This is a genomic window from Biostraticola tofi (assembly GCF_004343195.1).
Lineage (GTDB): Bacteria > Pseudomonadota > Gammaproteobacteria > Enterobacterales > Enterobacteriaceae > Biostraticola > Biostraticola tofi.
Window position 1 is genome coordinate 373,889 of sequence record NZ_SMCR01000003.1, and the last position, 25,385, is coordinate 399,273.

19 protein-coding genes are annotated in these 25,385 nt (G+C 52.3%); 10 read left to right on the plus strand and 9 right to left on the minus strand.

Annotation, left to right across the window (positions count from 1 at the left end; genetic code table 11):
* Nucleotides 1–278: 278 nt before the first annotated feature.
* Nucleotides 279–1,583 (plus strand): NAD(P)/FAD-dependent oxidoreductase, encoded by a 1,305-nt coding sequence (locus EDC52_RS09120; protein ID WP_131865010.1) that lies wholly within the window; start codon nucleotides 279–281, stop codon nucleotides 1,581–1,583.
* Between the two features lie 336 nt (nucleotides 1,584–1,919).
* Nucleotides 1,920–2,459 (plus strand): glycine zipper 2TM domain-containing protein, encoded by a 540-nt coding sequence (locus EDC52_RS09125; RefSeq protein WP_131865011.1) that lies wholly within the window; start codon nucleotides 1,920–1,922, stop codon nucleotides 2,457–2,459.
* 135 nt (nucleotides 2,460–2,594) lie between these two features.
* On the opposite strand, the gene mfd is transcribed toward EDC52_RS09125, so the two are convergent.
* Nucleotides 2,595–6,044 carry a transcription-repair coupling factor gene (gene mfd / locus EDC52_RS09130; protein ID WP_131865012.1) on the minus strand — a complete coding sequence of 1,150 codons (3,450 nt, stop codon included), beginning with the start codon at nucleotides 6,042–6,044 and terminating at the stop codon, nucleotides 2,595–2,597.
* Nucleotides 6,045–6,253: 209 nt separating this feature from the next.
* Here mfd and lolC point away from each other — a divergent pair, with 209 nt between their 5' ends.
* The 5 genes from lolC (at nucleotide 6,254) to pepT (ending at nucleotide 12,508) form a co-directional block, all read left to right on the plus strand.
* Nucleotides 6,254–7,456 (plus strand): lipoprotein-releasing ABC transporter permease subunit LolC, encoded by a 1,203-nt coding sequence (gene lolC, locus EDC52_RS09135; RefSeq protein WP_131865013.1) that lies wholly within the window; start codon nucleotides 6,254–6,256, stop codon nucleotides 7,454–7,456.
* Nucleotides 7,449–8,156, plus strand: coding sequence for a lipoprotein-releasing ABC transporter ATP-binding protein LolD (lolD, locus tag EDC52_RS09140; RefSeq protein WP_131865014.1), 708 nt, complete (start codon nucleotides 7,449–7,451; stop codon nucleotides 8,154–8,156). Before lolC ends, lolD begins: the two co-directional genes overlap by 8 nt.
* Before the next feature lie 5 nt (nucleotides 8,157–8,161).
* Nucleotides 8,162–9,400, plus strand: a complete 1,239-nt coding sequence (gene lolE, locus EDC52_RS09145) for a lipoprotein-releasing ABC transporter permease subunit LolE (RefSeq protein ID WP_131865015.1) — start codon at nucleotides 8,162–8,164, stop codon at nucleotides 9,398–9,400.
* Nucleotides 9,401–9,424: 24 nt separating this feature from the next.
* On the plus strand, nucleotides 9,425–10,255 hold the full coding sequence (gene cobB, locus EDC52_RS09150; RefSeq protein WP_131865016.1) for a Sir2 family NAD+-dependent deacetylase: 831 nt from the start codon (nucleotides 9,425–9,427) through the stop codon (nucleotides 10,253–10,255).
* Nucleotides 10,256–11,260: 1,005 nt separating this feature from the next.
* A complete protein-coding gene (pepT, locus tag EDC52_RS09155) occupies nucleotides 11,261–12,508 on the plus strand; it encodes a peptidase T (RefSeq protein ID WP_131865017.1) in 1,248 nt (415 codons plus the stop codon).
* A 158-nt stretch (nucleotides 12,509–12,666) separates the two neighbouring features.
* Here pepT and EDC52_RS09160 read toward each other — a convergent pair whose 3' ends face one another.
* The 8 genes from EDC52_RS09160 to rluE form a co-directional block, all read right to left on the minus strand.
* The gene (locus EDC52_RS09160; RefSeq protein ID WP_131865018.1) at nucleotides 12,667–13,788 is read right to left on the minus strand and encodes a ribosomal protein uL16 3-hydroxylase; all 1,122 of its coding nucleotides are present in this window, start codon (nucleotides 13,786–13,788) and stop codon (nucleotides 12,667–12,669) included.
* Nucleotides 13,789–13,899: 111 nt separating this feature from the next.
* Nucleotides 13,900–15,369, minus strand: a complete 1,470-nt coding sequence (gene phoQ, locus EDC52_RS09165; RefSeq protein ID WP_131865019.1) for a two-component system sensor histidine kinase PhoQ — start codon at nucleotides 15,367–15,369, stop codon at nucleotides 13,900–13,902.
* 5 nt (nucleotides 15,370–15,374) lie between these two features.
* Nucleotides 15,375–16,046 carry a two-component system response regulator PhoP gene (gene phoP / locus EDC52_RS09170; RefSeq protein ID WP_131865020.1) on the minus strand — a complete coding sequence of 224 codons (672 nt, stop codon included), beginning with the start codon at nucleotides 16,044–16,046 and terminating at the stop codon, nucleotides 15,375–15,377.
* A 177-nt stretch (nucleotides 16,047–16,223) separates the two neighbouring features.
* Nucleotides 16,224–17,594: an adenylosuccinate lyase gene (gene purB / locus EDC52_RS09175; RefSeq protein WP_131865021.1), complete on the minus strand. Its 1,371-nt coding sequence runs from the start codon at nucleotides 17,592–17,594 to the stop codon at nucleotides 16,224–16,226.
* 23 nt (nucleotides 17,595–17,617) lie between these two features.
* On the minus strand, nucleotides 17,618–18,244 hold the full coding sequence (hflD, locus tag EDC52_RS09180; RefSeq protein WP_131865022.1) for a high frequency lysogenization protein HflD: 627 nt from the start codon (nucleotides 18,242–18,244) through the stop codon (nucleotides 17,618–17,620).
* Nucleotides 18,245–18,489: 245 nt separating this feature from the next.
* Nucleotides 18,490–19,602, minus strand: a complete 1,113-nt coding sequence (mnmA, locus tag EDC52_RS09185; RefSeq protein ID WP_131865023.1) for a tRNA 2-thiouridine(34) synthase MnmA — start codon at nucleotides 19,600–19,602, stop codon at nucleotides 18,490–18,492.
* Nucleotides 19,603–19,711: 109 nt separating this feature from the next.
* Nucleotides 19,712–20,164, minus strand: coding sequence for an NUDIX domain-containing protein (locus tag EDC52_RS09190; RefSeq protein ID WP_131865024.1), 453 nt, complete (start codon nucleotides 20,162–20,164; stop codon nucleotides 19,712–19,714).
* A gap of 59 nt (nucleotides 20,165–20,223) precedes the next feature.
* The gene (gene rluE, locus EDC52_RS09195; RefSeq protein WP_131865025.1) at nucleotides 20,224–20,844 is read right to left on the minus strand and encodes a 23S rRNA pseudouridine(2457) synthase RluE; all 621 of its coding nucleotides are present in this window, start codon (nucleotides 20,842–20,844) and stop codon (nucleotides 20,224–20,226) included.
* A gap of 131 nt (nucleotides 20,845–20,975) precedes the next feature.
* On the opposite strand from rluE, the gene icd reads away from it, so the two are divergent.
* From icd to EDC52_RS09210, 3 genes are all read left to right on the plus strand, one after another.
* On the plus strand, nucleotides 20,976–22,229 hold the full coding sequence (gene icd / locus EDC52_RS09200; protein ID WP_131865026.1) for an NADP-dependent isocitrate dehydrogenase: 1,254 nt from the start codon (nucleotides 20,976–20,978) through the stop codon (nucleotides 22,227–22,229).
* Nucleotides 22,230–23,205: 976 nt separating this feature from the next.
* On the plus strand, nucleotides 23,206–23,997 hold the full coding sequence (locus EDC52_RS09205; protein ID WP_230467986.1) for an ABC transporter permease: 792 nt from the start codon (nucleotides 23,206–23,208) through the stop codon (nucleotides 23,995–23,997).
* On the plus strand, nucleotides 23,987–25,381 hold the full coding sequence (locus tag EDC52_RS09210) for an ABC transporter ATP-binding protein (protein WP_131865028.1): 1,395 nt from the start codon (nucleotides 23,987–23,989) through the stop codon (nucleotides 25,379–25,381). Before EDC52_RS09205 ends, EDC52_RS09210 begins: the two co-directional genes overlap by 11 nt.
* Nucleotides 25,382–25,385 lie beyond the last annotated feature (4 nt).

Sequence of the window (25,385 nt, forward strand, 5' to 3'; positions counted from 1 at the left end):
TGCGTCAGCTTTATCCAACTCGCCGCCGTTAGAGCCTTGGAGCTGTAACGAATTTGCCAAGGGAGATATGTTAGTTTATTGATTATCATCAGATAAAGCTTTCCGGCGTTTTCCGACATTCTTAAATAAATTGATATATATCAATTTTGGTATGACCAAATGACCTCAGCATGATATTCTGGCGCCAGCAGATGTTTAATGTAGAGGAACCCTATGTTATCTAAGGATATTTTAATTTACCTTCAGTTAACTTTTGGTTCACATTCCAGGGGGTCGTTTTGACATCACCATTAAAAAAAATCGTTATTGTCGGCGGCGGCGCCGGCGGTCTTGAACTTGCCACCAGCCTGGGCCGCAAGCTCGGACGGAAAAACAAAGCCGAGATCACACTGGTTGACCGGAACAACAGCCATCTCTGGAAACCGCTACTGCACGAAGTCGCTACCGGCACCCTGGATGACGGCGTGGATGCATTGAGTTATATGGCTCATGCGCGTAATCACCATTTTCATTTCCAGCTCGGCAGCCTGACCGATATTGACCGGCAGCAGAAGGTGCTGCATCTGGATGAGATCCGAGATGGCGCAGGTGATCTGTTGGTACCGGCCCGTGCATTGCCTTATGATCTTTTGGTGATGGCGCTGGGCAGCACCTCGAATGACTTTGGTACCCCCGGCGTCAAAGAGCACTGTATTTTCCTCGACAGTCCGGTGCAGGCCAAACGCTTCCATAACGAAATGATTAACTTGTTCCTGAGATTCTCGGCCCAGCATGACGGGGAGGAACGGGTCAATATCGCTATCGTCGGCGGCGGCGCCACCGGCGTGGAATTGTCCGCAGAGCTGCACAACGCGGTTCAGCAACTTCACAGCTATGGCTTCAAGGCGCTGGACAGTAAAGCCCTCAATGTGACGCTGGTGGAAGCAGGCGAACGTATTCTGCCCGCTCTGCCGCCGCGTATATCCGCAGCCGCGCATCAGGAGCTGACCAAGCTGGGCGTAAGCGTACTGACGCAAACCATGGTGACCCAGGCTGATGCCGCCGGGCTGCATACCAAAGACGGTCAGTTGATCCCGGCCGAACTGATGGTATGGGCCGCCGGCATCAAGGCACCGGACTTCCTCAAGGATATCGCCGAACTGGAAACTACCCGCACCAACCAGCTAGTGGTAGGGCCGACACTGCAGACTACTCGGGATGCGGATATTTTTGCCATCGGCGACTGCGCATCATGCCCGCTGCCCAGCGGCGGCTTTGTACCGCCACGTGCCCAGGCGGCACATCAGATGGCTTCGCTGGCTCACAACAACATCCTGGCGTTGCTCAAAGGCCAGCCCCTGAAAGACTATACTTATAAAGACCACGGATCGCTGGTTTCGCTCTCGCGCTTCAGCACCGTTGGCAGTCTGATGGGTAATCTGATGCGCGGTTCGATGATGATAGAAGGACGCATTGCCCGCGCCGTGTATATCTCCTTGTACCGAATGCACCAGATAGCATTGCATGGCTATCTCAAGACCGGCCTGATCATGCTGGTAGGACGTATCAATCGAGTCATCCGCCCTCATCTTAAACTGCACTGACAGATAAACGCAGAACACAGTCGTGTAGCTCAGGCCTGGTGACAACGTCACCAGGTTTTTTTTTGCCTGCTACAAATCCTCGCGTAGTGATAGCCGCTTAGGAATCTTCTCAAACTTATCTTTTTGCCCACCGCGGCTATGCTTTTAGGCAAATAGTCTTATTGCTGACGCCTTAATGTTTGTGCAGACTTCATGTCAACGGCAGGAACTGGTCACGCTCGTCCGCCGTGCAGTACAGGCGTTATGCCAATGACATGAACATCGCCGCAGCATGAAAATATCGCCTGTCCGTGCCGGTGATGTTCAAAGCGTGGTAACACATCAGGAGGATTTCCCGTGAATAAATCAATGTTAGCAGGCGTGGGCATCGGTATCGCCGCAGCATCAGGGATAGCGGCAGTGGCTGGTCTGGATGTCTTCTCCTCCAGCCCTAAATATGCCCAGGTTGTATCGGCATCGCCGATTAACGAAACCATCAAAACGCCTAATCAGCAATGCCGGACCGTCGCGGTGACCCATCGCCGCCAAGTGCAAGACGAAAATAAAATTGCCGGATCGGTGCTGGGTGCCGTGGCGGGCGGCGTACTTGGGCATCAGTTCGGCGGCGGACGAGGTAAAGATGTCGCAACTGTAGCCGGTGCCTTGGCGGGCGGCTATGCCGGCAATCGGGTTCAGGGAAATCTGCAGAATGGCGACACCTACACCACCAATGAGCAGCGTTGTCGCACCGTATATGAAAAATCTCAAAAGCTAATTGGCTATGATGTCACCTATAAGATTGGCGACGAGCAGGGCAAAATCCGCATGGATCGCGATCCAGGCATGAAAATCCCACTCGACAGGCAGGGCCAGCTGATTCTTAACCGCCAGGCCTGACCGGCAAGGTCACGCAGCCGTCATTCCATGACCCCCGCCCCGGCGCTATCCCCGTGGCGGGGGCTGACTTCTGCACTGGCTGGACTTGCCCGGTCAGCAAATGCAGTTGCAATCGTTCAATTAATCCATTGATGCTTATCCGGGCAGCAGATGCTGCTGCAACCCCTCAATCAATCCATTGATGTAGGTGAGCCTCTCCATACGATCCGGCAGCATTTTGATGAACTTCAATCGGCTAGGACCATCCAGGCGATAGGTTTTCGGGTCGCGCTGCAGCAGGCCGATGAGGTAGCCAGGGTCAACTCGATTGTGGTCACTGAATTCGATAAAGCCACCTTTCTCGTTACCCTCGATACGCTTGATGCCCAGCGCCTGTGCCTGCTGTCGCAGTACCGTAATGTCTAGCAAATGCCGGGCAGGGTCCGGCAACTTGCCAAACCTGTCGATAAGTTCCACCTTGATGTCGTCTATTTCTCGGGCATCGGCCGCGCTGGCGATCCGTTTGTAGAACGACAGCCGAGTATTGACATCAGGGATGAACTCTTCCGGCAGCAGCGCCGGCATACGCAATTCCACATCGGTCAATTGGCTGGTGAGATCTTCAAGTGAGGGTTCACGCCCGGCCTTGAAGGCTTCCACCGCACTCTCCAGCATTTCCATATACAGGGTGAAACCGATGGTTTCCATCTGGCCGCTCTGGCCTTCGCCCAGCAATTCACCGGCGCCGCGAATTTCCAGATCGTGGGTCGCCAAGGCAAAACCCGCGCCTAAATCTTCCAGTGAAGCAATGGCCTCAAGCCGTTTATGGGCATCCTGGCTCATTGCCTTGGGCGGCGGCGTCAGCAGATAGGCATAGGCCTGATGATGGGAGCGCCCGACGCGGCCGCGCAGTTGATGCAGTTGCGCCAGTCCAAAATGGTCTGCGCGTTCGATGATGATGGTATTGGCATTGGCGATATCAATACCGGTCTCGATAATCGTGGTGCAGACCAGTACATTGAAGCGCTGGTGATGGAAATCGTTCATTACCCGTTCCAGATCACGTTCCCGCATCTGGCCATGGCCGATGGCGATCCGCGCTTCCGGCACCAGTTCCTGCAGCCGGTGCGTGGCCTTTTCGATATTTTCCACATCGTTGTAAAGATAATACACCTGGCCTCCACGCAGCACTTCACGCAGGATGGCTTCACGCACCACCAGGTTGTCATACTCGCGCACAAAGGTTTTTACCGCCAGGCGGCGGGCCGGCGGCGTGGCGATGATCGACAGATCGCGCATGCCGCTCATTGCCATATTCAGCGTGCGTGGGATCGGCGTGGCGGTGAGGGTCAGGATATCGACATCAGCCCGCATTGCCTTGATGCGTTCTTTATGTCGAACACCGAAGCGATGCTCTTCATCGACAATCAGCAGCCCCAGGTCGCGCCATTTGATGTCATTTTGCAGCAGCTTATGCGTGCCTATCAGAATATCGACTTTGCCCTCACGCGTAAGCTCAAGTACCTGGGCCTGTTCCTTGGCGCTGCGAAAACGCGAAATCATTTCAATGCGAACCGGCCAGTTGGCGAAACGGTCGCGGAAATTATCGTAATGCTGCTGGGCCAGCAGGGTGGTGGGTACCAATACCGCGACCTGTTTGTGATTTTCAATAGCCAGGAAGGCGGCGCGCATCGCTACTTCGGTTTTACCAAAACCGACATCGCCGCAGACCAGACGATCCATCGCCAGCGGCTGGCACATATCGCTCAACACCGCATTGATGGCTTGGGCCTGGTCCGGCGTGGTTTCAAACGGGAAGCCTTCACAGAACAATTGATAGTTTTGCCTGTCGTGTTTGAAGGCAAAACCGGTTTTGGCCGCGCGCTGGGCATAGATATCCAGCAGCTCAGCCGCCACATCGCGCACACGTTCCGCGGCTTTCTGGCGCGCTCGGGCCCAGGCATCGCCGCCCAGCTTGTGAAGGGGTGCGTTTTCATCGGCACCGCCCGCATAGCGGCTGATAAGGTGCAGGGAAGAAACGGGCACATAGAGCTTGTCATGACCTGCATAGGTCAGCATCAGATATTCGGCCTTGATGCCGCCTGCCTCCAGGGTGGTCATACCTGCATAGCGGCCAACGCCATGTTCCAGATGCACCACCGGCTGACCGATATGCAGCTCCGCCAGATTACGGATCAGGGTGTCGACATTGATGGTGCGGCGATTATCCTGCCGACGGCGGCTAACTCGCTCGCCTAATAAATCACCTTCACAGATCAGCGCCCGGTTGCCGGGTACATCAATAAAACCGCGCTCACTGGCACCGATTATCAGGTAAAAACCATGTCCCTCGGCTTCTTCAAGCCGGCTGATAAGTTTGGGGCCAAGCTTGATGCGAGCCAGTAATTCCTGCAGGGTTTCGCGACGCCCCTCGCTTTCGACGGAAAAAATGACGCTGCCTGTGAATTGTTCACAGAATTGGCGCAGTTTTTCCAGCGGCCCTTTACTCTGCGCCTCAACCGCCAGATCGGGCAGGGGCCGGTAATCCATATTGACGTTGCCTGCCTTTTCCGGCAGCAGCTCATTGACCATTTGCACCCGGGGCCACTGCTTGAGCTCGCTGAAAAGGCCGTCCACTCGAAGCCACAGCGACTGGGGCGCCAGCAGGGGGCGCATCGGATCTACTCGGCGATTCTCATAGCGCTGCTCGGCGTCCTGCCAGAAACGCTGAGCGCCGCTTTCTACGTCCCCGGTATTGATGAGCAAGGTATTGGCTGGCAGGTAGCTGAACAACGGCGTCAACGCCTCGGCAAAGAACAGCGGCTGCCAGTATTCGATGCCGGCCGGCAGGGTGCCTTTGCTGACCTGCTGATAAATATGTTCAGCATCGCGCCTGACATCGAACTGCTCGCGCCACTGGCTGCGGAACAGTTCGATGGCCGCTTTATCGGTAGGGAATTCATGGGCCGGCAACAGATTGATGTGCTCGACTTCCTGCAGCGTGCGCTGAGTGTCGACGTCGAAAAGGCGTAGACTGTCGATTTCATCATCAAAGAAATCAATCCGGTAGGGGACATCGCTGCCCATCGGGAACAGGTCGAGCAGGGCGCCACGGGTGGCAAATTCTCCGTGCTCCATGACTTGATCCACACTGCGATAGCCTGCCTGCTCCAGCTGGGCGCGCAGTTTATCCCGGGAAAGGCGCTGGCCTTTTTTCATCAGTAATGCATGGCCGCGCAGGAACGAGTGCGGACATACCCGCTGCATCAGTGTATTGATCGGCAGGATAATGACGCCGCGCTCAAGCGATGGCAGCAGATACAGGGTGGAAAGCCGATCCGAGATAATTTCCTGATGGGGCGAGAAGCTGTCATAAGGCAGCGTTTCCCAATCGGGCAGGGTAAGTACCGGATGCCGGGTAAACTGACGAATTTCATCATACAGTCGCAGGGCGCTCTGCATATCCTGGGCTATCAGCATAACCGGTCCATCATACCGATCGACGATGGCGGCGCATTCCACGGCCGAGGAGGCACCGGTCAGTTGTCCCAGGATCCGCTGTTCGCCCGGACGGGTGGGTAAGGCATAGCGATATGGTTCAGACATAAACAAAGTCAAATCTCTTCTCTTGCAGCGGATGGCTATTACAGCATAGCCTGCGGCGATAGGTTCATGCAGTGGGCATGATGGCGTATGTTGTTAAGCCGGACAAGAATAAAAGCCGGTTTCAGAGGTGGTTAGTGGTTCCATAATAGAGTTGTACCCTTTATTATCCTTGTCAACTTTGCTTTAGCAACCGCACCAGACGGAATTCAATGTATCAACCTGTCGCATTATATATTGGCCTGCGTTATATGCGCGGGCGGGCTTCAGACCGCTTTGGGCGGTTTGTGTCCTGGCTATCTACCATCGGCATCACTCTGGGCGTCATGGCCCTGGTCACGGTATTATCGGTGATGAATGGCTTTGAGCGCGAGCTTGAACATAATATTCTCGGCGTCATGCCCCAGGCGCTGCTGACCACGCCGGCCGGTTCGCTGGATCCGCGCCGTATCACCCTTGATGTCGCGGGCAGGCTAGACGGCGTGAGTCAGGCTGCGCCGCTGACCACCGGCGATGTTATCCTGCAAAGCGCCAAGAGTGTCGCAGTGGGCGTTATGCTCGGCGTTAATCCTGAAGATGATGAACCGCTGTCGCGTTTTCTGGTCAATACCCGCATGGATCAATTACAACCTGGCGGTTACAGGGTGATTATCGGCGAACAGCTGGCGAGCCAGCTGGGGATAAAACGCGGAGATCCGCTGCGTCTGATGGTGCCCGGCGCCAGCCAGTTCACGCCGATGGGGCGTATACCCAGTCAGCGGCTGTTTACCGTTGCCGGCACGTTTAATGCCAGCAGCGAAGTTGATGGCTATGAACTGCTGGTCAATCAGCAGGATGCTTCACGGCTGATGCGCTACCCGGCGGGCAATGTCACCGGCTGGCGCCTGTGGCTGGATAAACCCCTGGCGGTGGACCAGTTCAGCCGGCAGAGCCTGCCTGAGGGCACGGTGCTGAAAGATTGGCGTGAACGCAAGGGTGAATTGTTCCAGGCGGTCCGCATGGAAAAAAACATGATGGGTCTGCTGCTGAGCCTGATTGTTGCCGTCGCCGCCTTTAACATCATAACCTCCCTGGGACTGTTGGTGATGGAAAAGCAGGGTGAAGTCGCGATTTTGCAGACCCAGGGTCTGACGCGTCGGCAAGTGATGCTGGTGTTTATCGTACAGGGCGCCAGCGCCGGTATTATCGGCGCAGTGCTGGGAGCCGGCCTGGGCGCACTGCTTGCAAGTCAATTAAATAATCTGATGCCGTTAATCGGTACCCTTCTGGACGGCGCGGCTTTACCGGTAGCGATTGAGCCGTTGCAGGTGGTCACCATTGCCATCCTGGCCATGGTTGTCGCACTGCTGTCTACGCTTTATCCGTCCTGGCGCGCGGCCGCCGCTCATCCCGCTGAGGCATTACGTTATGAATAACACACCCTTATTACAGTGCAATCACCTGACCAAGCGCTATCAGGAGGGTAAGCTTTATGCCGATGTGCTGCGCGACGTCAGTTTTTCCATGCAGCCTGGCGAGATGATGGCGATCGTCGGCAGCTCTGGCTCAGGCAAAAGCACCTTGCTCCATCTGCTGGGCGGGCTGGACCAACCGACCAGCGGGGAAGTGATTTTCGAGGGCCAGGAATTGAACCGGCTTTCGTCGCCGGCTCGCGCCCAGATGCGTAACCGCCGGCTGGGCTTTATCTACCAGTTCCATCATCTGCTACCGGATTTCAGCGCTCTGGAAAATGTGGCCATGCCGCTGCTGATTGGCGGAGGCACTCCCCAGCAGGCGCAGAAGGATGCGCGTGAAATGCTGGCGGCGGTGGGTCTTGAAAAGCGCAGCCAACATCGCCCGTCCGAGCTGTCCGGCGGTGAGCGTCAGCGTGTCGCTATTGCCCGGGCATTGGTCAATCGCCCCTCGCTGGTGCTGGCCGATGAACCGACCGGTAACCTGGATAAACGCACGGCGGACAGTATTTTTGAATTGCTGGGCGAGCTGAACATGCGACAGGGCACGGCATTCCTGGTCGTGACCCATGATCTGCAGCTGGCTGGCCGATTAAACCGCCAGTTGGAAATGCGCGATGGGCAGTTGCAGGCCGACAGTAATCTGTTGGGAGCCCGCGGATGAGGGGCATGCCGCTTTCATTGCAGATTGCCTTGCGCTTCAGCCGCGGCAGGCGCCGGGGCGGCATGGTCTCGCTGATTTCAGTGATTTCCACTATCGGTATTGCGCTGGGCGTGGCGGTGCTGATTATCGGTCTGAGCGCCATGAACGGTTTTGAACGTCAGCTGGATGAGCGCATTCTGGCGGTGGTGCCCCATGGCGAGATCGAACCGGTAAATCCGCCTTTCGCAGACTGGCAGGGCGTTATAAAGCGGGTGGAGAAGGTTGCGGGCATAGTGGCCGCAGCGCCGTATGTTAATTTTACCGGACTGATTGAACGGGGCGCCAAGCTGCAGGCCATTCAGGTAAAAGGGGTGGATCCGGCAAAGGAATCCCGGCTGAGCGCTCTGCCTTCATTCATTCAAGGTGATGCCTGGCAACAGTTTACCGCTGGAAAGCAGCAAATCATTCTTGGTAAGGGCGTAGCGCAACAGCTAGAGGTCAAGCCGGGTGATTGGCTGACCGTGATGATCCCCAATGCCGACCCGCAGATGAAATTGTTGCAGCCCAAGCGCATTCGCCTGCAGGTCAGCGGCATTCTTTCCCTGAGCGGTATGCTGGATCACAGCTTCGCCATGGTGCCGCTGGCTGATGCCCAGCAGTATCTTGACAAGGGCCAGGATATCAGCGGCATTGCCATCAAGGTCAACGATGTGTTCGCCGCCAATAAGCTGGTGCGCGATGCGGGCGAAGTGACCCAGGCCTACGTCTATATACGAAGCTGGATAGGCACCTATGGCTACATGTATCGGGACATTCAGATGGTCCGCGCCATCATGTACCTGGCGATGGTACTGGTCATCGGGGTGGCCTGCTTTAATATCGTGTCGACGCTGGTCATGGCGGTCAAAGATAAAAGCGGCGATATCGCGATATTGCGCACTCTGGGCGCCAAGGACCGACTGACACGTGCTATTTTTATCTGGTACGGACTGTTATCCGGTTTTACCGGCAGTATCTGCGGCGTGGTAGTGGGTGTACTGGTGGCGCTTAATCTGACGACACTGGTCAAGGGCATCGAGAATGTGATGGGGCATCCGTTGTTATCCGGGGATATCTATTTTATCGATTTCCTTCCGACCGAGCTGCACTGGAGGGACGTCGCAGGCGTTCTGGCCACGGCGCTGTTGCTAAGCCTGCTGGCCAGCTGGTATCCAGCCAGGCGTGCAAGCCGCATTGATCCCGCTAAAGTACTGAGTGGCCGATAATCATGTCTCAAGGATATAAGATGAATGCGTAATCATCGAAGGTTGATCCGGTTTCGTAAAAGTAAACGCCTTCGGGTACAGCGACTGCGATTACGTATTTTCCACCGTGACACGATGGCGGTAACCAAGATGAAAAAACCTTTTGTGGTGGTACTGACAGGAGCGGGCATTTCGGCGGAGTCGGGCATCAGGACCTTCCGGGCAGCAGACGGCCTATGGGAGGATCATCGGGTGGAGGATGTTGCTACCCCCGAGGGATTTGGGCGAGATGCCGCTAAAGTCCAGGCGTTCTACAATGCCCGTCGCAGACAGCTTCAGCAGCCGGATATCAGGCCTAATGCGGCCCACTTTGCGTTGGCAGAACTTGAACAGGTTTTAGGCGACAACTTTCTGCTGGTCACGCAGAATATAGATAACCTGCACGAGCGTGCCGGCAATCGACGAGTGATTCATATGCACGGTGAACTGCTCAAGGTACGCTGTACCGGCAGCGGTCAGATACTTGAGTGGGACAGGGACATCCTCGAGGAGGATCGCTGCCACTGCTGTCAGTTTCCTTCCATACTGCGTCCTCATGTGGTGTGGTTTGGTGAAATGCCTTTGGGAATGGACGATATTTATCAGGCAATCACTAAAGCGGATTACTTCCTTTCGATAGGCACCTCTGGCCATGTATATCCAGCAGCAGGCTTTGTGCATGAAGCCAGGCTCAGCGGAGCCAGAACGGTCGAGCTTAATCTGGAGCCAAGCCAAGTAGAGAGCCAATTCGAAGAAAAATTTTATGGGCCGGCTAGTCAATGCGTTCCTGACTATGTGGATCAATTTATTACCGGTCTTGCCGCCCAGCGCGGATAAACAGATACTCACTCCAATGGAGCGGAAATTTAGAGGCTATACTGACAGCAACAGTATAGCCTCTGCTGATTTTGCCTCTTATTTATTTTAGCCTATCCTCATTGGTTATTTGCCTTTTAAGGCAAACTACCGGGAGTATAGGTTTATAGCTTGATTTGAGCCTCTTTTAACCATGTTGCCGGAATAGTTAATCTTAGAACTTAACGCTATACGGTAATGCCAGCTCGTTTATCGCATCCAGTCCCGGACTAATAATGCCGAGAACCATTAAGCGCACCGGCCATTGCGCCCAATATGGGTGCCTGGGGCGTTGCTAAAAGCCCATTAATCGCGCCTGCTACAACTGATACCGGCTTTTTATGGTGCATCTTATCTTTCAGTATTTGATGGGTAACATTACAGACATCCCTTAGCGCCGCATTGTGCGATGGGCCATTCTAGATACAAGGGCGGGAAGAATCGGGTCTTTGGACAAAATTAACGTGACTAGTACCTGTACTGTAGCATCCTGGCATGATTATTTCCTTTTTGGTTGTTTGAGGGAAAAACGTGTCAAGGGCGTTGAACTCTCACTGAGATTAAGATTAGGGACTCAGGCATCGCTTATTTATCGTGTCTATTCCCTGGCTGAAATCAGGCAAACAAAATAGATTCTTTCAGCAAAGAAATCATAAATAGCCATGGAGCATTTTTCTTTTGATGCGTTCTCAGCGTTTCCCGTTACCTTAAGCACTACACTAGCAATTGCGTCGGGAATGCTCAAACCGAATGCATTGGTCTGAAAATCGCCAGAATTTATTAAATTCTGTAAATAATAGCCGGATACTTTGGCGGATTAGCAATGATTGGTGGGTTATAGAGTTTGTCGCCTCAGCAGGTTATGTTAAGGTTTTGATTGAACCGGGCGTAAGTTTTTTCCCTAACGCGGTGAAAACTGACCTGACACAATATTTGAAATATCGTCGCTGCCCATAATAGGCGAAAGTGAGGCGACAGGCGGAACAAATGGATAAATTACTCGATCGTTTTCTGAATTATGTTTCTTTTGATACCCAATCCAAACCGGGTGTGAAACAAGTCCCCAGCACTGAAGGACAATGGAAGCTCGCCCGCGCGTTGCAGGATGAACTGACCTCGCTGGGATTCGAGCATATTACATTGAGCGATCACGGTTGCCTCATGGCAACGCTGCCGGCCAATGTGGCCTGGCAAGTGCCGGTGATCGGCTTTATTTCCCATATGGATACTTCACCGGATTATACCGCCAAGCATGTGAATCCCCAAGTCGTGGAGAACTATCGGGGCGGCGATATTGCGCTTGGCAACGGAGATGAAATTTTATCTCCGGTGATGTTTCCGGTACTGCATCAACTATTGGGACACACGCTGATTACCACTGATGGTAAAACCCTGCTGGGCGCCGATGATAAAGCCGGGCTGGCTGAAATCATTACCGCCATGGTCCGGCTTCGGCACCAGCAAATTCCCCACGGCGATATCCGGGTGGCGTTTACCCCTGATGAAGAGGTGGGCAAGGGGGCGCAGTTCTTCGATGTTGAGCGTTTTGGCGCTGAATGGGCCTATACCATGGACGGCGGCGGTATCGGCGAACTTGAATATGAGAATTTTAATGCGGCATCAGTGACGATAAAAATTCTGGGTAACAATGTGCATCCGGGCACTGCTAAAGGTGTGATGGTGAATGCGCTTTCGCTTGCCGCTCGCTTTCACTCTCGTATGCCGGTGAATGAAACGCCCGAAGCAACTGAAGGCTACGAGGGTTTTTATCATCTGACCAGCCTTAAGGGTACGGTTGATCGGGCGGAAATGCACTATATCCTGCGTGATTTTGATCGCGCCCGTTTTGAACAACGTAAACAGTTGATGCTGGATCTGGCTGATGAACTGGGCAAAGGAATGCATCCTGACTGTTATATTGAACTGACGATCGAAGACAGTTACTACAATATGCGCGAGCATGTAGTGAGATACCCGCAAATCATAGAGATAGCCACTGAGGCGATCAAAGATTGCGGCCTGGAGCCGATCATAAAACCCATACGGGGTGGCACCGATGGGGCGCAGCTTTCCTTTATGGGCCTGCCTTGTCCGAATCTATTTACCGGCGGTTATAACTATCATGGCAAGCATGAATTTGCCTCCCAAGACGGGATGGAAAAAGCGGTGCAGGTCATCATGCGTATTGCCGAATTGACAGCGGTACACAGTAAAGGTAAGCCACATAAATCATGAGAGTGCGTTAACGCCTGAATGCCTAATATACTGAAGCGCTGAGGTATTGAAGTGCTGCTTAAGCGGTCAACCCCCTCGTGGTTTTCAGGTAAAAAAAACGGACGTCAGGTCCGTTTTTTTATAGGCAGCGGCCGACAGGCAATTCACTGTCTGACCGGCTAGTTTACAAAAAACCAGTACCCACTGTTGATAAGCGCCGCCAATAAGGCCAGAAAGGAGGGATCGTCCAGCGCCTCACCCAGCAGATCGCTATTTACCTGATAATGACTTGCCATTACGCTTGCCGCCTGGTGCTGACTGGTGACCATTTTTTCACCGTTGACAAAACAGGCATCACCTACTTTCAGCACCCGTAAACCGCCAGCACGATGCAAAACTTCGCCCTGCTGCAGTAAATCGTAAATTTCACCTGCCTGATAGGGGGGTTCAGGGGGGGCGAGATCCAGCTCGTGGCGAGACTGGGAAATAAACTCGCCGAACCAGTTATTGAACTCAGTAGGCTGATTGACCAGATCCAGCATCATGTTGCGCAGTGCATCCACTTCGGCAGGCTGCACCAGCGCCGGATCCTCTCGCAGCTGAATATCTGGATCGGTGTAGCGATAACTTCCCAGCTCCTGGGCCAGCACATAATCGGCAAAACCGCTTACCAGCTCCCGGCTACTGGGCGCCCTGAACCCAACTGAGTAATTCAGCGCGTTTTCAAGAGCATAGCCTTCATGAGGGAATCCAGGCGGGATATATAGCACATCGCCAGGTTCCATTTCCTCATCGATAATCGCTTCAAAGGGCTCAACCTGCAGCAGGTCAGGATGAGGACTATGCTGCTTCAAAGGCGTTTTATCGCCGACTCGCCAATGGCGACGACCAGCGCCCTGGATGATGAATACGTCATATTGATCGAAATGGGGACCGACGCCGCCGCCGGGGACCGAGAATGAGATCATCAGATCGTCGATCCGCCAGTCTGGCAGCCGGCGAAAGGGCCGCAATAGTGCGGCGGAGGGCTCGTGCCAGTGATCTACGGCCTGAACCAGCAGCGACCAATTGGTCTCGCCCAGATGATCGAAGCTTTCAAATGGACCGTGACTGACTTGCCAGCGGCCGTCATCATGACTGACCAAACGACTATCGACTTCGTTTTCCATGGCAAGGCCGGCCAGTTCGTCAGGCGAGAGCGGATCGATAAAACCCGAGAATGCGCGTTTGATAATCACCGGCCTCTTTTGCCAGTAGCGCTGCAGAAATTCGTTCCAATCGAGATCGAGTTGATAGTCCATAGTCAATTCCAACAAAGGGGGAAACACTATGGATTATAACGGATAGCCGGGCACGGCGCGGTTTAAATTATCCGACCGGCCGAAAAGCGTTATCCTTTTCGGCCGGGGATATCAGTCTTCATCAGGATGAGATCCCTGCTGACGCTTGAAGATGACTTCAATCAATGCGCCGCCGAGGGCGCTTTCACCCACCAGTATATCACCTTCATATTGTTCCAGAATTTCGGCCGCAACCGATAATCCCAACCCCTGTCCCGGACGGAGGGTATCGGCGCGCTGGCCGCGTTTGAAAATCATCGTTCTCTTGGATGCCGGAATGCCGGGGCCGTCGTCGTCAATCAGCACGTGCAGCTCGTTATCACAGGCTCGGGCGCTCACTTCGACGAATTCCAGGCAATACTTGCAGGCGTTATCCAAAATGTTGCCCATGACTTCCATAAAATCATTTTTATCGCCGATAAAGGTGAGCTCAGGCGAGATATCCAGCGAAATCGACACCCCCTTGCGCTGATACACTTTGTTAAGCGCTGAGCAAAGGCTGTCGAGCAGCGGCGGAACCGAATGCAGCTCACGGCTCAGCACATTGTGATCGGAATGGACGCTGGCGCGATGGAGGTAATAGCCGATTTGCTGGGAAATACGGCTTATCTGCTCAAGCATGATAGGCTCAGCCTGCTCGATATTACTGCCTTTTTCGGTGCGTACCGACCTTAGGGTGGTCTGCATCACCGCAAGCGGGGTTTTCAGGCTGTGGGTCAGATCCGACAGGGTGGAGCGGTATTTCTGGTATCTCTGGCGTTCATTATTAAGCAGAATATTCAGATTGCGCACCAGGATACCCAGCTCGCGCGGCGGATTTTCATCCAGTCTGTCGCGTTCTCCGAGTTCCAGTTCATGCACCTGCTGCACCAGATTTTTAATCGGCCTGAGACTCCAGTGCGCAGCCAGCCACAGCAATGGCATCACCAGCAGCAGGTTGGCCAGCAGTACATAGCTAAACCACTCCCATACCAGGTCGGTACGTTGGAGTTCATGGGGAATGGTATCGACCACAACCACCGTTAACGCGGGCAGACGATCGGTCGCCGAGTAGCGATTAACGGCGACCGAATGGGTCAGGGCATTGCTGTCGTTGCTATCAAATTCCTTCAGCCGATTCTGCGCTCGTGGGTTATCTCCCAGCACCGCGCTTGAGGTGCGGGTATCGGTATCCAGCTCGAAATAGCCGTCCCTCGCCAGCCAATCCTGCTTCAGTCGAGACTCCAGCGCGGGGACATAGCGCTGGCGCCATAAAATATGGCCATGTTCGTCGTAAATCAGTACCAGAGCGGCAAAATTGATATCTATGTTCGGTGGAACCGCAATGGAAAGACGATTGTCTTTCCATTGGGCAAGGCTGAAAAACAGATTACTCTCGCCACGCAGCAGCCGAAAAGAAGCCTTGTCAAAACTGACGCTGTAGCCAATGACTGCGACCATTCCATAGCTTAGTGAAAGCGACATGACAACGAACGCGGTAGCCAATAAAAATCTGACCCGAAGCGAAAACGGTTTTTTATGGTGATACTTGAAAAGGGTCATAAAGCCTAGTTAACATCAAAGCGATAGCCCTGGCCACGAACTGTCGTAATGACTTCATTCGGGTAGTCGGCCTGCATTTTCTTGCGTAAACGTCCCATCAGTACATCAATGGTATGACTTTCCCGCAGTTCGGCATCAGGATAAAGCTGCAGCATCAGCGAATCTTTGCTCACGACTTTGCCGGCATTACGGATCAGCGTTTCGATGATGGTATATTCGAAGGCGGTCAGTTTTATCAGCTCTTCGTTGATCGTCAGCTCGCGGCGCGAGAGGTCGATTTGAAAGGGCGGCAGGCTGATGACCTGCGAGGCCAGCCCGCTGTTACGACGCATCAGCGCCTGCATTCGCGCAACCACTTCTTCGAGATGAAACGGCTTGGTGACATAATCATCCGCACCGGCTTCCAGCACGGTGACTTTGTCTTGCCAGCCCTCACGGGCAGTCAGCACCAGAATCGGGATTTTTACCTGATGAGTGCGCCAGCGACGGATCAGATTCAGTCCATCCTCGTCGGGAAGGCCAAGATCGACGATAGCTATATCAGGCGGATGCTCATGTAAAAAATAATCCGCCTCTCTTGCATCGGCAGCCGCATCCACCTGATGACCCATTTCACGCATTTGTACCGTCAGGTGGTGACGAAGAAGAGAATTATCTTCAATGACCAGAACTCGCATCGCAACTCCTAAATCTAATCGCCAGTAACAAGCCACAGGAGCCTGCCTCTGTAAGCCAGTAAGACCATTCCTCTCATAACGGACGTCTTAAGGAAGGAGTATCCCAGAAGACGACTAAACTTTACTTAAACAGAGCTGGAACCGACTCGGTGCGCCGGTTCCTTTTAAGAAGCGTGATTATTTCAGGTCATCAACCAGGCGTGTAGCGTCGCCGAGATAATTTGCCGGGGTCATCGCTTTCAACCGGGTCTTTTCCGCCGCCGGCAGCGGGAGGCCATCAATGAACACCTGCATATCGGCAGCTGTGACCCGCTTGCCGCGTGTCAGCTCTTTGAGCTTTTCATAAGGTTTCTCAATACCGTAACGGCGCATTACCGTTTGTATCGGCTCAGCCAGCACTTCCCAGTTCTGATCCAGTTCAGCAACAACGTGGGATTCATTGACTTCCAGTTTACTGATGCCTTTCAGGGTTGCCTGGTAAGCAATAGCCGCATAGCCAATGCCGACGCCCAGATTACGCAACACGGTTGAATCAGTAAGATCCCGCTGCCAGCGCGACACCGGCAGTTTGGCTGCCAGGTGCCCCATGACCGCATTGGCTAGCCCAAGATTGCCTTCTGAATTTTCAAAGTCGATCGGGTTGACCTTGTGGGGCATGGTTGACGAGCCAATTTCACCGGCGACAGTCCGCTGTTTAAAGTGATTCAGCGCCACGTATCCCCAGATATCCCGGTCAAAATCGATAAGGATGGTATTGAACCGGCACAGGCAGTCAAATAGCTCGGCGATATAGTCGTGCGGCTCGATCTGGGTGGTGTAGGGGTTCCAGCTTATCCCCAGCCCAGTGACGAATTCCTCACTAAAACGATGCCAGTCAATATCGGGGTAGGCGATGATGTGCGCATTGTAGTTCCCAACGGCTCCATTTATTTTCCCGAGGATTTCCACTTGCGATAATTGGCGGTACTGTCGCTCCATTCGATAAGCGACATTGGCCATCTCTTTGCCGATGGTCGAGGGGGTAGCCGGCTGTCCATGGGTGCGTGACAGCAGAGGAATATCGCGGTATTTGGCAGCCAGAGCCTTGATGCCGTCAATGATTTGACGCCAGTAGGGCAGGATGACGGTTGCACGGGCTGACTGCAGCATCAGCGCATGGGAAAGGTTGTTGATGTCTTCCGAAGTGCATGCAAAGTGGATAAATTCCGATACGTTGTTAAGCGCCGGCACGGCGGCCACTTTTTCTTTCAAAAAATATTCTACCGCTTTGACGTCGTGATTGGTCGTACGTTCAATCGTTTTAATACGCTCAGCGTCTTCAACCGAAAAGTTGGCGGCTATGCTATCAAGGTAATCGTTTGCGTTCTGATCAAAAGGCGGAACTTCCCTAATGTCGGCGCACGCTGCCAACTTCTGCAGCCAGCGGACTTCAACCAGCACGCGGTTTTTCAGCAAACCGTATTCGCTGAAAATAGCGCGCAAGGCGCTGACTTTCTCGCCGTAGCGGCCGTCAACCGGAGAGACGGCGGTCAGAGAGGATAATTCCATCAATTGCAACTCCTGGAGTGATGTTAACATTGTTCAAGAATCTGTGTTGCCTGCTTGAAAAGGCGGTTACGGCCGAACATTAACTGAAGACGGCCACCTCCCACCTGCTGCCACAGGACGGTTGAGCGTATTCCCGCCAGCAGCGTAGCGCGGACCTTTGCCTGTATCTGCGTATTCTGCAACAGGGCGGGCGTTCCGGTAACCTGAATACGCGGCCCCAGTGGGCTGATGACATCGACGTAAATGGCGGCCAGGGCGCTGATAAGGGTATCGGACAATAAATCGTAATGGGACAGCTGACGGTCAAGCTGGCCGATACGCTTCGACAGTTCGCTTAAAGCATCCTGGTTGGCGTTAAGCTTTCGTTCAAGCACCATCAATCCTAGGGTATAGCGCGTCAACTCAGCGCCAAGGCCCTCGCGGTTGGCATTAAGCACCCCCATCATCGCTTCAAGCCCGAGTTTGAGATTGGACTCGGCGTTGCCGAAGACCGCCAGGGTTGAGGGAGGATTGGGATCCAGCAGGCTGTTTAACGAGACACTGAACGGCTGCTCGTCGCACTGACCCTGATGGGCCAACTGCTGTACCAGACGGGCGCTCTGGCAGATACCCGCCAGCGCCAGCGTAATGTCATAATAATTCTTAGCCAAGATATCTCCCGTGCACATCCTGATTATGCGCTAACGCCTGTCCGTCCGACGGGGTGACAGATGCCATATTCATTATAAATAAACCTGTACAGCTTTGTTGTCGATCATGCCACAAATCCAGGCGTAAACCCAGACATGGATAGGGCGCGGCAGCGAATTTATGCCGCGTCGACAAGAATAAACCCGCTTCTCGGGTTGCCGGCGGAGGGTGTCAGGTCCGGCGGTCGCCTGGCCGCTAGCCAGCGTCAGTCGGTAAGCTTTATCCGGCTTTCAATCACGCCGCCGCCGAGGCAGCGCTCCGCCAGGTAAAATACCGCTGACTGGCCAGGGGTTACCGCTGCCACCGGCTGGCTGAAGGTGATAAGCAATTCATTGTCACCGCGCGGCTCGACGGTGCAGGGGATATCGTTCTGGCGGTAGCGGGTCTTGACCACGCACTGCAGGGGGCCGGTCAACGGTTTGCGATCTACCCAGTGAAGCTGACCGGCTATCAGTCCGGTTGACATCAGTCTGGGGTGCTCATGGCCCTGGGCAACCACCAGTTGATTGGCTTCCATATCCTTGTCCACCACATACCAGGGGTCTTCACTGCCTTCGCGTGTGCCGCCGATGCCCAGGCCTTTGCGCTGTCCAAGCGTGTGGTACATCAGTCCTTGATGCTGGCCGACCACTTCGCCATCGGTGCTGACGATCCGGCCCGGCTGTGCCGGCAGATAACGCCCGAGGAACTCCCGAAACTTGCGCTCGCCGATAAAACAGATACCGGTGGAATCTTTTTTATCAGCGGTAACCAGTTCCAGCTCGGCAGCAATGCGCCTTACCTCCGGCTTGGCAAGCTCGCCGACCGGAAACAGGCACTGGGCAATCTGCGCTGAACTGAGGGTGTAGAGAAAATAGCTCTGGTCCTTATTGTCATCCAGACCGCGCAGCAGGTGGCTCTGACCTTGTTCATCATCGACGCGCCGCACGTAGTGGCCGGTCGCAATATAATCTGCCCCCAGGTCTTCGGCGGCAAATTCCAGGAACGCCTTGAACTTGATCTCTTTATTACAAAGGATATCCGGGTTGGGGGTACGGCCGGCCTGGTATTCAGCCAGGAAATGCTCAAACACGTTATCCCAGTATTCTGCGGCGAAGTTAACGGTGTGCAGCGCTATACCCAGCTTGTCGCATACCGCTTGCGCGTCGGCCAGATCGTTGGCGGCGGAGCAGTATTCCTGGTCGTCATCCTCTTCCCAGTTCTTCATAAACAGCCCTTCCACCTGATAACCCTGTTGCATCAGCAGGTAAGCGGAAACGGATGAGTCGACGCCGCCGGACATACCGACGATCACTTTTTTCTGACTGTTTTCTGACATGGGATTCTCACGAACGGATAAAACGGATGACGGGAACAAGCGAGTGATTTTATCACTGTTTGGCACCGGCTCGCCACCTGAACGGGCAACCACCGGCACCAAAAGGCCATTATGCGCTAAATGGCCACTGAAACGCTTTGAGAATATCCAGTGGATACCGGCTCTGTTGCTGGTAACAGCGAATACTTTCCGCCACCAGCGGCGATCTCAACTGAGATGAGGACAGTATCTCATCCGCTTTCAGCCAGTGGCACTGATCGATGTCGTCATCCTGGGGAATGGCGGTGATGCGCCGGGGAAGATCGATGGCGAACAGGAAGCGCATAAACGGGGTGCTGTCCGGCGCAATCCATTGATGCATGGCCAGAAAGCTTTGGGGAAGCGCCTTGATACCCGCCTCCTCCCATAATTCGCGCGAGGCGGCCTGAATAATGGTCTCATCCGCCTCAAGATGGCCAGCCGGCTGGTTCCAGCGCGGATTGCCATGAATGGTCTCTTCGACAATCAGGAAATGATCTTCCGCCTGCACCACACAGGCCACTGTAACGTGAGGTTTGAACATGCGTACTCCTTGGCATTCTCATGGGGGCTGCATGGGGGCTGCCGGCCAATACCAGCCGATCATATCATTTCGATTTCTCGCCATTCGCCGGGTGCCAGGTCAGCCAGGTCCCGATTACCCAACTGGAACCGTATTAGGCGAAGCGTGGGGAAGCCGATATGGGCGGTCATCCGCCGTACCTGGCGGTTGCGGCCTTCGTGAAGCGTAATTCGCAGCCACTGAGTCGGGATGGCCTTACGCTCTCTGATCGGGGGCGTGCGCGGCCATAGCCACTCCGGTTCGTCCACGCACTCGGCCTCTGCAGGCAGGGTCTTGCCGTCGGTAAGCATCATGCCTCTGCGAAAGGCTGTGAGGTCGCTCGCAGTAGGAATTCCTTCAACTTGAGCATAATAGACTTTTGTGGTCTTTTGTCCCGGCTGGGTAAGTCTGGCCTGCAGCTTGCCGTCGTTGGTCAGGATCATCAGCCCTTCGCTGTCGCGGTCCAGCCGGCCTGCGGCATAGATATCAGGCAGTGGAATAAAATTTTTCAGCGTCGTGCGTCCGCTGTCGTCACTGAATTGCGGCAGGACGTCATACGGTTTATTGAATATGACCACAACACGCGGACCGCGCATCACAGGCGCCTCCTTTCGGTGGCTGAATCGTTTAACGTTGTGATTTTTAATAGGGAAGTTCGCCATTGTCTATGCATCAGTTAACATTAAGGGCATTATACTGCAAATCAGTTTGAATTGGCTCAGCGATATTATTCGAGTATTATTGACACGAATCTTACAAGTCATTAACAAAAGTGCGCCTGAAGGAGAGGTTGATGGAAAGCAAAGTCATTGTTCCCGCAGAAGGTCAGAAAATCACGGTTGACGCTCAGGGTAAGTTGGAAGTGCCGGTAAACCCCATCATTCCCTTTATTGAAGGTGATGGCATCGGTGTCGACGTCACCCCCGCGATGATCCACGTTGTTGACGCTGCGGTTGAGAAAGCCTACCAGGGCAAACGTAAAATCTCATGGATGGAAATCTATACCGGTGAAAAATCCACTCACCTCTATGGCGACGACGTCTGGTTACCTGAAGAAACCCTGGAGCTGATTCGCGAATATCGCGTGGCGATCAAAGGCCCCTTGACCACGCCGGTCGGCGGCGGCATTCGCTCGCTTAACGTAGCCCTTCGCCAGCAGCTTGATCTGTATATCTGCCTGCGTCCGGTCCGCTACTATCAGGGCACGCCAAGTCCGGTCAAGCACCCTGAACTGACCAATATGGTGATTTTCCGTGAAAATGCCGAAGATATCTATGCCGGTATCGAATGGAAAGCAGGCAGCCCAGAAGCTGAAAAAGTCATCAAGTTCCTGCAGGAAGAAATGGGCGTCAAGAAAATCCGCTTCCCACAGCAGTGCGGTATCGGTATCAAGCCTTGTTCCGAAGAAGGCACCAAGCGTCTGGTAAAAGCCGCCATTGAATACGCCATCACCAACGAGCGCGACTCGGTGACGCTGGTGCATAAGGGCAACATCATGAAGTTCACCGAAGGTGCCTTCAAGGACTGGGGCTACCAACTGGCGCGCGAAGAGTTTGGCGGCGAGCTGATCGATGGCGGCCCATGGGTGAAAATCAAGAACCCCAACACCGGCAAAGACATCATCATCAAGGACGTCATTGCCGATGCCTTCCTTCAGCAAATCCTGCTGCGTCCGGCAGAATATGATGTTATCGCCTGTATGAACCTCAATGGCGACTACATTTCCGATGCTCTGGCCGCCCAGGTCGGTGGCATTGGTATCGCCCCTGGCGCCAATATCGGCGACGAATGCGCCTTGTTCGAAGCCACTCATGGCACTGCGCCGAAGTATGCCGGCCAGGATAAGGTCAACCCCGGTTCGGTCATCCTGTCTGCGGAAATGATGCTGCGTCATCTGGGCTGGTTCGACGCTGCAGATCTGATTGTGAAGGGTGTGGAAGGGGCAATTGCGGCGAAAACGGTAACCTATGATTTTGAACGTTTGATGGAAGGGGCTAAGCTATTGAAATGTTCTGAATTTGGTGATGCCATTATCAATCACATGTAACAATCAGCTTACCTCGTTGAGCCAACATGGGCCTGAAGCCTATGTTGGCTTTTTTATGACTATTACAACGGTCTAGATATATAGAGCCACAATATGTGCTAAGCATATTCCTATCATTACCCGCCGAACCGGCGATAAGTCAAATTTTCTCACAACCGCCATCTCTGTCGGTTTAAACCTTTATTTTCACCGGCCGCCAATTCGCAAAATTTTCATAAACTGGATTGCCGGGTGAAATGGTCGTGCTATGACCAGGCTTGCCCGCTAGGGCTATTCAATCACTCAGAGTCTTCGCTGCGAACCGGCGGCATCCGAGCCTATCAGGGTGAAAAGTTAATGATGTGCAGTGTGGAATTTCTATATGTCATCTTTAGCTAGTTTTACTCACTTTACTGTAAACTAGGTTTATTAAATGGTAGCATTTCCCGCAAAACCCAAACGTAACGATAAGCCTGGATGTATAGGGCGTAATTGAATTTTGTAAGACTGTTCTTATTGACTTTGGGCGACTGCTTCTCACAATGTGCGAAAAGCAGTACAATTGATGAGCTAAGTAAGCATTCTGGCACAGGGCAGATAAAGTCAGGGGCGGTAGCGTGATATTTTCTAGCTGCCATTTATCATGTGAGTGATGATTTGATGAACAGCCAGGCGGGTTGATACTTATACTTTATCACGAAAATGGGGGGCACTTTTCGAGTTAATCTCAACAGATCTCTGGGATAGCAATGAGAGTGTCTGGATGAGCTTGATAATACGCCTCGAACTATTTTGCACAGCGTAAGTATTGCGTTAAAAGATAAAAGGTTTTTCAAGAGTAAGAGTAGCATACATCAAATCCTCGAGGTTAACCAACACCTACTGGTGATATGTAATAACGCCAAAAAATATGAACGACATCAAGCAATGACATAAGAATGAATTAGTTAGCTAGTTAATTATGTGGGAAATTTAAATGATAAGAATTTGTAAAAGTATGATTGTAAGCTTTCTCAAAAATAGAGATCTTATTTGGCAAATGACCAAGAGAGAGGTGACAGGCCGTTATAAAGGATCATTTTTAGGTCTTGCCTGGTCATTGTTTAATCCACTGATGATGCTGGTTGTTTATACTTTTGTATTTTCGGTCGTCTTTAAAACTCGTTGGGGCACTGACCCGAATGCCGGAAAAGCAGACTTTGCTATTGTGTTATTCACCGGGCTGATCGTTTTTAATCTATTTTCAGAATGTATTGGACGAGCACCTTCCTTAATAACATCAAACGTAAACTATGTAAAGAAGGTTGTTTTCCCATTAGAGATTTTATCTTTTGTTAATTTTTTTGCAGCTCTTTTCCATGCATCTATAAGTCTGGTTGTCCTATTCTTGGCCATTATAATATTCAAACACTCCGTTCATCTTACTGTCTTATTATTGCCAGTAATCATGCTACCGCTGATGTTGGCAATACTTGGTGCCAGTTGGTTCTTGGCCTCTTTAGGCGTATTTGTCAGAGATGTGGCACAGACAATCGGTATTTTAATCAGTATATTAATGTTTATGTCCCCTGTTTTCTATCCTGTCAATGTTTTGCCAATAGCATTTCAAAAGATAATCATGTTGAATCCTTTAGCTTATATGATTGAAGAAGCCAGAAAAGTTGTATTTTTTGGGGTCTTACCTAATTGGGAAATGTTGATAATAAATCTTGTTGTAGGAGCCGTTATCTGCATATCAGGCTACGCATTCTTCCAGAACACCAGAAAAGGATTTGCCGATGTGCTCTGATAAAATAGCTATTTCAGTTGATAATGTTAGCAAGTGCTACCAGATATATGCGAATCCGCGCGATAGACTGAAGCAGTTTTTTGTGCCGAAAGTACAAAATCTCTTCGGGCGGGAAAGAACTAGATATTATGATGAATTTTGGGCATTGAAGGATATCAATTTCGAAATTGAACGTGGTGAGGCTGCGGGCATTATTGGTCGTAATGGTTCCGGTAAAAGCACATTATTACAGATTATCACAGGCACGCTGACACCCACTACCGGAACAGTTAAAACCAATGGCAGAATCGCGGCATTGCTGGAGTTGGGATCAGGGTTTAACCCCGAATTTACCGGCCGTGAAAATATTTATCTTAATGGTTCGGTAATTGGGCTCTCTCGCAAAGAGATCGATAATAAATTCGATGCCATAGCTGGGTTTGCGGATATCGGCGTTCATCTCGATCAGCCTGTTAAGACATATTCAAGCGGTATGATGGTTCGTTTGGCTTTTGCGGTTCAGGTTCAGCTTGAGCCAGATATATTAATTGTTGATGAAGCCCTCGCTGTGGGTGACGCTTTATTTCAAAAGCGGTGCTTTCGGCAGATTGAAAAATTGACCAGCAATGGAGTTACTCTCCTTTTCGTGTCGCATGATCAAGAGTCTGTGAGAACATTAACGAATAAATCGGTATTGCTCGATCGGGGTATCCAACGAAGAACAGGCTTATCTTCAGAAGTTTTGTTGGAATATCGCCGCTTGCTTCACGAAGAAGAGAACCAATATTATGCCAATTTAACTACCGATATTTCTGAAAGAGCTCAGCTAGAGCAGGAAACGGATGTGTCGGAAATAAACATCAAGCCAAGCGAAATCGAAAGCGATGGTTCGCCAGTAGTAGTATTAAGATCTGACAAGCTTTCATTTGGCGAAGGCGAGGCGGTAATCAATCAGGTTGAATTGTATAATGAAAGCGGAGATAGAGTTAATGTATTCAATCCTGGAGAAGTCATCACCATACGTATACACTTTCAAGTAAATCGCGATATAGATAAACTCAATGTAGGTTTGAGGATACGGAACAAAGAAGGGGTAAAGGTTTATTCTTGGGGAACTTTGAATCAGGATATGCAAAATATCAGCTCTGGTACTGATAGTGAACTGTTCTGGAAGCGTAACTTCTCTGCTGGCGTTAAAGAATTTGTTGATCTGCGTTTTGAATGTACTTTAGGCAGCAATCTTTATGAAGTGCAAGCTTCTGTGTCTTATGAAGAAACACCCGATTACTTTTCACAGAAAATATTGCATTGGCGTGATGAAGCCGCTTTCTTTCACGTGCATATATTGCGTGATAGTTACTTTTTTGGTGGCCTGACAGACCTGAAAATGAAAGCCATATGGTGAAAAC